This window comes from Azospirillum sp. (assembly GCF_035627195.1).
In the GTDB taxonomy this organism is placed as follows: domain Bacteria; phylum Pseudomonadota; class Alphaproteobacteria; order Azospirillales; family Azospirillaceae; genus Azospirillum.
Genome location: NZ_DASPMG010000331.1, coordinates 1 through 10,035 on the forward strand (window position 1 = coordinate 1; position 10,035 = coordinate 10,035).

7 protein-coding genes and 1 pseudogene are annotated in these 10,035 nt (G+C 70.7%); 7 read left to right on the plus strand and 1 reads right to left on the minus strand.

The window, feature by feature from the left end:
• The 4 genes from atzF to VED21_RS29585 all read left to right on the plus strand — a co-directional run.
• A partial coding sequence (gene atzF, locus VED21_RS29570) for an allophanate hydrolase (protein ID WP_324888887.1) occupies nt 1–1,656 on the plus strand: 1,656 nt, incomplete at its 5' end.
• Between the two features lie 29 nt (nt 1,657–1,685).
• Nucleotides 1,686–2,768 (plus strand): putative urea ABC transporter substrate-binding protein, encoded by a 1,083-nt coding sequence (locus tag VED21_RS29575; RefSeq protein ID WP_324888889.1) that lies wholly within the window; start codon nt 1,686–1,688, stop codon nt 2,766–2,768.
• 3 nt (nt 2,769–2,771) lie between these two features.
• The gene (locus VED21_RS29580) at nt 2,772–3,596 is read left to right on the plus strand and encodes an ABC transporter permease (protein ID WP_324888891.1); all 825 of its coding nucleotides are present in this window, start codon (nt 2,772–2,774) and stop codon (nt 3,594–3,596) included.
• A complete protein-coding gene (locus tag VED21_RS29585; protein WP_324888893.1) occupies nt 3,593–4,348 on the plus strand; it encodes an ABC transporter ATP-binding protein in 756 nt (251 codons plus the stop codon). Before VED21_RS29580 ends, VED21_RS29585 begins: the two co-directional genes overlap by 4 nt.
• A gap of 67 nt (nt 4,349–4,415) precedes the next feature.
• Here VED21_RS29585 and VED21_RS29590 read toward each other — a convergent pair whose 3' ends face one another.
• Nucleotides 4,416–5,312, minus strand: a complete 897-nt coding sequence (locus tag VED21_RS29590) for a transglutaminase family protein (protein ID WP_324888895.1) — start codon at nt 5,310–5,312, stop codon at nt 4,416–4,418.
• Between the two features lie 237 nt (nt 5,313–5,549).
• On the opposite strand from VED21_RS29590, the gene VED21_RS29595 reads away from it, so the two are divergent.
• The 3 genes and pseudogenes from VED21_RS29595 to VED21_RS29605 all read left to right on the plus strand — a co-directional run.
• On the plus strand, nt 5,550–6,308 hold the full coding sequence (locus VED21_RS29595; RefSeq protein WP_324888896.1) for a proteasome-type protease: 759 nt from the start codon (nt 5,550–5,552) through the stop codon (nt 6,306–6,308).
• Entirely contained in the window at nt 6,305–9,640 is a 3,336-nt protein-coding gene (locus tag VED21_RS29600) for a transglutaminase family protein (protein ID WP_324888898.1), read from the plus strand. The genes VED21_RS29595 and VED21_RS29600 overlap by 4 nt, the downstream gene beginning before the upstream one ends.
• A gap of 119 nt (nt 9,641–9,759) precedes the next feature.
• Nucleotides 9,760–10,035, plus strand: a pseudogene (locus VED21_RS29605) (hypothetical protein); the annotation flags it as partial.

Below are 10,035 nucleotides of genomic sequence, written 5' to 3' on the forward strand. Positions count from 1 at the left end.
GAGACCGCCGAGCGGCTGGCCGCCGCCGAGGCGCGGCGCCGGGCGGGGGAGCGCCTGCCGCTGTTCGGCATCCCCTTCGCGGTGAAGGACAACATCGACGTGGCCGGCCTGCCGACCACGGCGGGGTGCCCGGAGTTCGCCTACACCCCCGACCGCTCCGCCACCGTGGTGGAGCGGCTGGAGGCGGCGGGGGCCATCCTGATCGGCAAGACCAACCTGGACCAGTTCGCCACCGGGCTGGTCGGCACGCGCTCGCCCTATGGCGCGTGTTCGTCGGTGTTCGACCCGCGCTATGTGTCGGGCGGGTCCAGCTCCGGTTCCGGCGTGGCGGTGGCGGCGGGGCTGGTCAGCTTCGCGCTGGGCACCGACACGGCGGGGTCGGGCCGGGTGCCGGCGGCCTTCAACAACATCGTCGGGCTGAAGCCGACCAAGGGCATGATCAGCGCCGCGGGCGTGGTGCCGGCCTGCCGCACGCAGGACTGCGTGTCGATCTTCGCCGGCACGGCGGGCGACGCGCTGGCCGTGCTGGGCGTGGCCGGGGCGTTCGACGCGGCCGACCCGTATTCCCGCGCCGCACCCGCCGGGGTGGCGCTGCCGGCGGCCCTGCCGCCGGGCTTCCGCTTCGGCGTGCCGGCGGACGGGTTGGAGTTCTTCGGTGACGAGGCGGCCGCCGCGCTGTTCGCCGCGTCGGCCGACCGGCTGGAGGCGCTGGGCGGCACGCGGGTGGCGGTGGATTTCACACCGTTCCGCGACGCGGCCCAGCTTCTCTATTCGGGTCCGTGGGTGGCGGAGCGGCTGGCGGCCATCCGGTCGTTCGCCGAGACGAACGCCGAGGCCATCCACCCGGTGGTGCGCGGCATCGTCCTGGGTGCTGAAAAGATCGGCGCCGCCGACGCCTTCACCGGCTTCTACAAACTCGCCGAGCTGATCCGCCGGGCGGAGGCGGAGTGGGCGAAGATGGACGTGCTGCTGCTGCCCACCACCGGCACCACCTACACCATCGACGACGTGCTGGCCGATCCCGTGCGGCTGAACAGCAACCTGGGCTATTACACCAACTTCGTGAACCTGATGGACCTGTCGGCCATCGCCGTGCCGGCCGGGTTCCGCGCCAACGGCCTGCCGTTCGGCGTCACGCTGATCGGCCGGGCCTTCGCCGACGGGGCGCTGGCGGCGCTGGGCGACCGCCTCCACCGCGCGCAGGTGCTGCCCATCGGCGCCACCGGCCATCTGCCGGCGGGTCCGGCGCCGGACGTGGAGCGGGCGGCACCGGGCACGGTGCGTCTCGCCGTCGTGGGCGCGCACCTGACCGGGCAGCCGCTCAACCCCCAGCTGACCGGCTGCGGGGCGCGGCTGGTGCGCACGGCGCGCACGGCCGAGGGCTACCGCCTCTACGCGCTGGCCGGGACGGTGCCGGCCAAGCCGGGACTGGTGCGCGACCCCAGCGGGGCCGGCGGCATCGAGCTGGAGGTGTGGGAGCTGGAGGAGGCGGCCTTCGGCCGCTTCGTGGCCGAGGTGCCCGCACCCATGGCGATCGGCACCATCACGCTGGAGGACGGCGGGGCGGTGAAGGGCTTCGTGTGCGAACCCATCGCGCTGAAGGGCGCGGAAGACATCACCCGCTTCGGCGGCTGGCGCCGCTGGCTGGCGCGGTAACCACTCTCAGGATTGAAGGAGCTTTGCAGATGCGGACCTTGCTCAAGCGCGTCGTGTGCGGCGTGGCCCTCGCGGCGGCCGTTGTGGTCACCGCCCAGTCCCCCTCGTTTGCGGCGGAGAAGAAGAACTTCCGCGTGGCGTGGTCGATCTACGCCGGCTGGATGCCGTGGGGCTACGCCGCCGACAGCGGCATCATGAAGAAGTGGGCCGACAAGTACGGCATCAAGGTCGAGATCGTGCAGATCAACGACTACGTCGAGTCCATCAACCAGTACACGGCCGGCGCCTTCGACGGCTGCGTCATGACCAACATGGACGCGCTGACCATCCCGGCGGCGGGCGGCGTCGACACCACCGCCCTGATCGCCGGCGACTATTCCAACGGCAACGACGGCGTGGTGCTGAAGAAGGGCAAGACGCTCAAGGACATCAAGGGCCAGAAGGTCAATCTGGTCGAGCTGTCGGTGTCCCACTACCTGCTGGCCCGCGCGCTGGACTCGGTGGGGCTGAAGGAGCGGGACGTGACGGTGGTGAACACCGCCGACGCCGACATCGTGTCGGCCTTCACCTCGTCCGCCGACGTCACCGCCGCCGTCACCTGGAACCCGCAGCTGAGCGAGGTGGCGAAGGCGCCGGGCGCCACCATGGTCTTCGACAGCTCCAAGGTGCCGGGCGAGATCATCGACCTGATGGTCGTCAACACCGCCACGCTGAAGGACAACCCCAACCTCGCCAAGGCGCTGGTGGGGGCGTGGTACGAGATCATGGGCCTGATGACCAAGCCCGACACGCCGGCCGGCAAGGCGGCGCTGGAGGCGATGGCGAAGGCGTCGGGCACCGACCTCGCCGGCTATCAGGCGCAGCTGGCGACCACGAAGATGTTCTACACCCCGGCCGAGGGTGCCGCCTTCGCCACCGGCGGCGACCTGATCAAGACCATGGACCTCGTGCGCACCTTCTCCTTCGACCACGGCCTGCTGGGCGAGGGTGCCAAGAGCCGCGACGCGGTGGGCATCGCCTTCCCGGCCGGCGTGGTGCTGGGCGACGCCAAGAACGTCAAGCTGCGCTTTGACGCGGACGCGATGAAGCTCGCCGCCGACGGGAAGCTCTGATCGATGCGCCGGATCATCAACCGGCGCCCCGGCCGGGGAGGCGTCCTGTTCTGGGGCGCCCTCCCGTTCCTGGCGGCGTGCGCGGCCTATGGCGTGGCCTCGGCGCTGCGGCTGGCGGAGAACCCCAACGACAAGCTGCTGCCGCCGCTGTCCGGCATGGTCGCCGCCGTGGGGCGCATGGCCTTCTCGCCCGACGCGCGGACCGGCGACTACCTGATGTGGGTGGACACGGTCGCCAGCCTGCACCGGCTGGGCCTGGGGTTGGGCGTGGCGACGGCGCTGGCGTTGGTGATCGGCATCGGCATGGGCTTGATCCCCTACGTGCGGGCGGGGCTGTCGCCGTTCGTCGCCATGCTGTCCATGGTGCCGCCGATGGCGGTGCTGCCCGTGCTGTTCATCGTCTTCGGCCTGGACGAGCTGTCCAAGGTGGTGCTGATCGTGGTGGGCGTGGCGCCGTTCCTGGTCCGCGACCTCGCCATGCGGGTGGGCGAGATGCCGCGCGAGCAACTGATCAAGGCGCAGACTCTGGGGGCGTCGACGTGGCAGATCGTCGTGCGGGTGGTGCTGCCGCAGGTGGTGCCGCGGCTGGCCGACGCGCTGCGGCTGTCGCTGGGGCCGGCGTGGCTGTTCCTCATCTCCGCCGAGGCCATCGCGGCGACCGAGGGGCTGGGGTACCGCATCTTCCTGGTGCGGCGTTACATGGCGATGGACGTCATCCTGCCCTACGTCGCCTGGATCACGCTGCTGGCCTTCGCGTCCGACTACCTTCTGCGCCGCTTCAACGATGCGTGCTTCCCGTGGCTCAAGGCCGGAAAGGGTTCGTCATGAGCACCGTCACCGTCCGCGACCTGTGGATGGAATACCCGAACCAGGTGGTGCTGGAGCGCGTCAACCTGGACATCCCGTCCGGCGAGTTCTGCGCGCTGGTCGGCCCCTCGGGCTGCGGCAAGACCACCTTCCTGCGCCTGCTGCTGGGCGAGGAGCGGCCGACGCGCGGCTCGATCGACCTGGACGGCGCGCCGCTGGTGGCCGAGCCGGGGCCGGACCGCGGCGTGGTGTTCCAGCGCTATTCCGTCTTCCCGCACCTGACGGTGCTGGAGAACGTGATCCTGGGCCGCGAATTCCAGGGCTCGCGGTTCCTCGGCCGGCTGTTCGGCGCGCGCCGCCGCGCCGCCATGGACGAGGCGCGCGGCGTGCTGGAGGCGGTGGGCCTTGGCAATCATCTCGGCAAATACCCGGCGGAGCTGTCGGGCGGCATGCAGCAGCGCCTCGCCATCGCGCAGGCGCTGATCCTGAAGCCCAAGGTCCTGCTGCTGGACGAGCCGTTCGGCGCGCTCGATCCCGGCACCAAGGCGCAGATGTACGAACTGCTGCTGCGCCTGTGGGCGGAGGAGAAGATGACCGTCTTCATGGTCACCCACGATTTGAAGGAGGGCTTCACGCTGGGCACGCGCGTGCTGGCCTTCGACAAGGTGCGCGTGGATCCGACCGATCCGGGGGCGTACGGGGCGACCGTCACCTACGACCTGCCGCTGACGGAGAAGAAGGTGGCGCCGCTGCGCTTGCAGGCCGTTTCGTAGGTTGGGTTGAGCACCAGCGAAAACCCAACGTGTTCGCCATGCGAAGGATGTTGGGTTTCAACCCAACCTACGGATTCGCCGTCACGCTCACCTCCACCGTCATGCCGAGGAAGTCGGCCGGGGCGCCGAACCAGCTGCCGGACACCGGGATCGCCTGCGACGGGTCGCGGGACACCGCGACGCGCAGCAGGTGCTTGCCGCCGATGATGCCGTTGGTCGGATCGAACTCCACCCAGCCGGCGCCGGGCAGGTAGACCTGCACCCAGGCGTGCGTCGCCCCGGCGCCGACCGTGCCGGCCTCCGCCCCGTCCACCGCCGGGTCGTAGAGGTAGCCGCTGACGAAGCGCGCGGCGAGGCCCAGGCTGCGCACCGCCTCCATCATCAACAGCGCGAAGTCGCGGCAACTGCCGCTGCGCGTCTCCAGCGTCTCGACCGGGGACTGCGTGCCCTCCGCGTCGCGGGCGGCGTAGGTGAAGCCCTCCTTGATGCCCATGGTCATGCGCTCCAGCATGGTGCGCGTCTCGACGAGGCCGCCGTCGGCTTGCGCGTCGGGGAGGACGAAGGTCTTCGCCCACTCGTCCACCTTGTGCTCGGGGTCGGGGTAGTGGCGCAGCATGGTGCGGCCGAGGTCGGGCGCTTCCTCCGCCGCGTAGCTGAAGGGGTAGGTGCGCGCAAAGCCCTCCACGGTGTAGTCCGGCTCCTCCAGCGGGTAATGCTCCACGGTCAGCTCGCTGATCACGGACAGCTCGGTGGCCGAGCCCTCGAAGGAGGCGACGGCGATGGAGTTGCCGAACACGTCGTGCAGCCAGCGCACCGACGTCGGCGGCGGGCTGATGGTGAGCGTGCTGCTGCGCAGCTTCATGTCGTGGCTGCCGCGCGGACGCACCATCAGCCGGTGGTCGCCGAAGGTCACCGGGTTGGCGTAGCGGTAGGTCGTCACGTGGCGGATGCCGAACGTCTGCATCGTGGGTCCATGGGTGCCGAAGGGGTGCGGGGCCGCAGGGTAACCTTCGCCCGCGGCGTTTGTTCCCCAGGCGGGAATTGCCCGAAAAACGGGCAAACGACCGCCCGGTGTGCGCCGCCGTGCATCGCTTCCGGGCGGTGGACCCTCAACCGGGGCGGGCAGGGCCGTGGGGTTGCGCGGCCGGGCGGCGCTGGCATGGGAGTTGCTGCCGTTCGGGGAAACACTGCCGGGGTGATCATGACTTACTGCGTCGGGCTGTTGCTGAACGACGGCCTCGTCTTCGCCTCCGACTGCCGGACGAATGCCGGCATCGACAACATCGCCACGTACCGCAAGATGAAGGTCTTCGCGAAGGACGGGGACCGGACGCTGGTCTTCCTGTCGGCCGGCAACCTGGCCGTGACGCAGGCGGCGCTGTCGCTGCTGGAGGAGGGAACGCGGGGCAAGAAGGCTGGCAACATCCTGAAGGCCCCCACCATGTTCCAGGTGGCGCGGCTGGCCGGCGAGGCGTTTCGCGAGGTGCACCGCATCGACGCCGAGCACCTGAAGAAGCACAACTACGACTTCAACGCCACGCTGCTGCTGGGCGGGCAGATCAAGGGCGAGGCGCCGCGCCTGTTCCAGATCTACGCCGCCGGCAACTTCATCGAGGCGATGCCGGACACGCCGTACTTCCAGATCGGCGAGACGAAGTACGGCAAGCCGGTGTTCGACCGCCTGCTGAAGCAGAGCATGAGCTTGGCGGAGGCGGCGAAGCTGACGCTGATTTCCTTCGATTCCACGATCCGCTCCAACCTGTCGGTCGGCCTGCCCATCGACATGATGTGCTACCGCCGCGACACGCTGGTCCCCGGCTATCAGGAGCGCTTCACCGAAGGGCACCCCTATCTGGCGGAGATCCGCCGCCGCTGGGGCGAGGCGCTGCGCCGGTCCTTCGAGGACATAGCACCCCTGCCCATGAACGAAGCTATCCCTGAACTGGAGAGCGTGCGATGACCATCCGCGTCGGCCTCACGCACCGCACCGAATACCGGTACGACCGGCCCGTCATGCTGTCGCCGCAGGTGGTGCGGCTGCGCCCGGCGCCGCATTCGCGCACGCCGATCCTGTCGTACTCGCTGAAGATCACGCCGGAGGAGCATTTCCTCAACTGGCAGCAGGACCCGCAGGGGAACTGGCTGGCCCGGCTGGTCTTCCCCGAGCGCACGACGGAGTTCACGGTCACCGTGGACGTCGTCGCCGACATGTCGGTGATGAACCCGTTCGACTTCTTCCTGGAGCCGAGTGCGGAGACCTTCCCCTTCACCTATCACCCGGACCTCGCGCACGAGCTGGCGCCTTACCGCCTGTGCGAGCCGGCGGGGCCGGGGCTGGCGGCGTTCCTGGAGACGGTGGACCGCAGCGAGAAGCAGACCACCAACTTCCTGGTCGCGCTGAACCAGCGCCTGCAGACGGAGATCGGCTACGTCATCCGCATGGAGCCGGGCGTCCAGACCTGCGAGGAGACGCTGGGCAAGCGCACCGGATCGTGCCGCGACAGCGCGTGGCTGCTGGTGCAGGTGCTGCGCCACCTGGGCTTCGCAGCGCGCTTCGTGTCGGGCTACCTGATCCAACTGGTGCCGGACGTGAAGCCGCTGGACGGCCCGGCCGGGCCGCCGGCCGACTTCACCGACCTGCACGCCTGGACCGAGGTGTACCTGCCGGGGGCCGGCTGGATCGGCCTGGACCCCACCTCCGGCCTGCTGGCGGGGGAGGGGCACATCCCGCTCGCCTGCTCCCCCGACCCGACCAGTGCGGCGCCCATCACCGGGCTGGTGGAGGAGAGCGAGGTCGAATTCGGCCACCACATGGAGGTCAGGCGCCTCTATGAGACGCCGCGCGTCACCAAGCCCTACACCGACGCGCAGTGGCAGGCCATCGACGCGCTGGGGGACGCCATCGACGCCAGGCTGAAGGCCGGCGACGTGCGCCTGACCATGGGCGGCGAGCCGACCTTCGTGTCCATCGACGACATGGACGGGGCGGAGTGGAACACCGAGGCGCTGGGACCGACCAAGCGCGTGCGCGCGGCGGAGCTGCTGCTGCGCCTGCGCGACCGCTTCGCGCCGGGGGCGGTGGTCACCTTCGGGCAGGGCAAGTGGTATCCGGGCGAATCGCTGCCGCGCTGGGCCTTCGCCCTGCACTGGCGCAGCGACGGCAAGCCGCTGTGGCGGAACCCCGACCTGATCGCCGACGAATCCGTGGACTACCAGCCCACCGCCGAGACAGCGCGCGCCTTCGGCGAGGCGCTGGCCAAGCGGCTGACCGTCGATCCCGCCTACCTGCGCCCGGCCTACGAGGACCCGGTGCACTACATCCTGCGCGAGCAGGCCTTGCCGCCCAACGTCGATCCCTTCGACGCCAAGCTGGACGACCCGGAGGAGCGGGCGCGGCTGGCGCGCGTGTTCTCGCGCGGGCTGGACGCGGTGGTCGGCTACGCGCTGCCTCTGCAGCGCTGGAACGCGGCGGACGGACGCCGGTGGGTGACGGGGCCGTGGCCGACGCGGCGGGAGCGCATGTGCCTGCTGCCCGGCGATTCGCCCATGGGCTTCCGCCTGCCGCTGCACTCCCTGCCGTGGATCCCGCCGGCGGAGTACCCGCACCTGAGCGAGGCCGACCCGTTCGAGGACCGCGGGCCGCTGCCCGAACCGCCGCTGCCCGATCCTCTGCACGCCGGCCAGCATTACCGCGCCGGCGCCCCGGTGCCGACCTGGGGGCAGGGGGAGCAGCGCCGCGGCCGGATGGAGGATGTGAAGGAGACCGACCGCGGCCTCGTCGCCGACAACGTGCGCACGGCGCTGTGCGTCGAGCCGCGCGACGGCAAGCTGTGCGTCTTCCTGCCGCCGGTCGAGCGGGCAGAGGACTACGTCGAGCTGATCGCGGCGGTCGAGGGTGCGGCGGCCGCCACCGGCATGCCGGTGCACGTCGAGGGCTACCCGCCGCCGCATGACAGCCGCCTGAACGTCATCAAGGTCACCCCCGACCCCGGCGTGATCGAGGTGAACGTGCACCCCGCCACCTCGTGGGAGCACCTGAAGGACATCACGCTGGGCGTCTATGAGGAGACGCACCAGTCGCGCCTGGGCACCGAGAAGTTCATGATCGACGGGCGCCACGTCGGCACCGGCGGCGGCAACCACATCGTGGTGGGCGGGTCGTCGGCCGCCGACAGCCCGTTCCTGCGCCGGCCGGACCTGCTGGGCAGCCTGATCCGCTACTGGATCAACCACCCCAGCCTGTCCTTCCTGTTCTCCGGCCTGTTCATCGGCCCGACCAGCCAGGCGCCGCGCGTGGACGAGGCGCGCGACGACGCGCTCTATGAGTTGGAGATCGCGCTGGGCCAGCTGCCGGGGCTGGGCGCGCCGGTGCCGCCGTGGCTGGTGGACCGGGTGCTGCGCAACGTGCTGGTGGACGTCACCGGCAACACGCACCGCACCGAGATCTGCATCGACAAGCTCTATTCGCCCGACGGCCCCACCGGCCGCCTGGGTCTGGTGGAGTTCCGCGCCTTCGAGATGCCGCCGCACGCGCGCATGAGCCTGGCCCAGCAACTGCTGCTGCGCGGGCTGATCGCGCGGTTCTGGGCGAAGCCCTACACCGCCCCGCTGGTGCGCTGGGGCAACGCGCTGCACGACCGCTTCATGCTGCCGCACTTCGTCTGGGCCGACTTCCGCGACGTGCTGGACGACATGAAGCGCGCCGGCTTCCCCTTCATGGAGGACTGGTACGCCCCGCACTTCGAGTTCCGCTTCCCGGCCATCGGCACCATCGAGCGGGCCGGCACCACGCTGGAGCTGCGCACGGCGCTGGAGCCCTGGCACGTGATGGGCGAGGAGGCGGGCGGCGGCGGCACCGTGCGCTATGTCGACTCGTCGCTGGAGCGGCTGCAGGTGAAGGCGTCCAACCTCGTGCCCGGACGGCACTGGATCGCCGTCAACGGCCGGCGCGTGCCGCTGCACCCCACCGGCCGGCCGGGTGAGTTCGTGGCCGGCGTGCGCTACCGCGCGTGGCAGCCGGCGTCGTGCCTGCACCCGACCATCGGCGTGCACACGCCCCTGGAGTTCGACGTGGTGGACGGCTGGAACGGCCGGTCGGTGGGCGGGTGCACCTACCACGTGGCGCATCCGGGCGGGCGCAACTACGACACCTTCCCGGTCAACGCCTTCGAGGCGGAGGCGCGGCGCCGGGCGCGGTTCTTCGACCACGGGCATCATCCGGGCGGGCTGAACGCCGCGCCCGAGAAGCCCAATCCGGAGTTCCCGTTGACGCTCGACCTGCGGCTGACGTAACCGTGGGGGACGGCTTACTCCAATCCCCGGTGCCCATCATCGCGTCAGAACCTCTCAGCACGGGAGCGGCGTTCCCGCTCCACCACGGCTATCCCCGCCCCGTCGGCGGCTGTGACGAGATGATGGGGGCGGACGGCACCGTGCGCCCCTATTGGGAGGAGTTCGTCGAGGGGCTGGCGGCGCTGCCGGCGGAGGAGATGAACCGCCGTTGGGAGCGCGGGCAGCGCCTGATCGCCGACAACGGCGTCACCTTCCACGTGCACGGCGACCCGCAGGGGCTGGAGCGGCCCTGGCAGCTGGATCCCATGCCGCTGCTGCTGGAGGCGGCCGAGGGCCGCGCGCTGGCGGCGGGGCTGGAGCAGCGGGCGCGCCTGCTGAACCTGATCCTGGCCGAC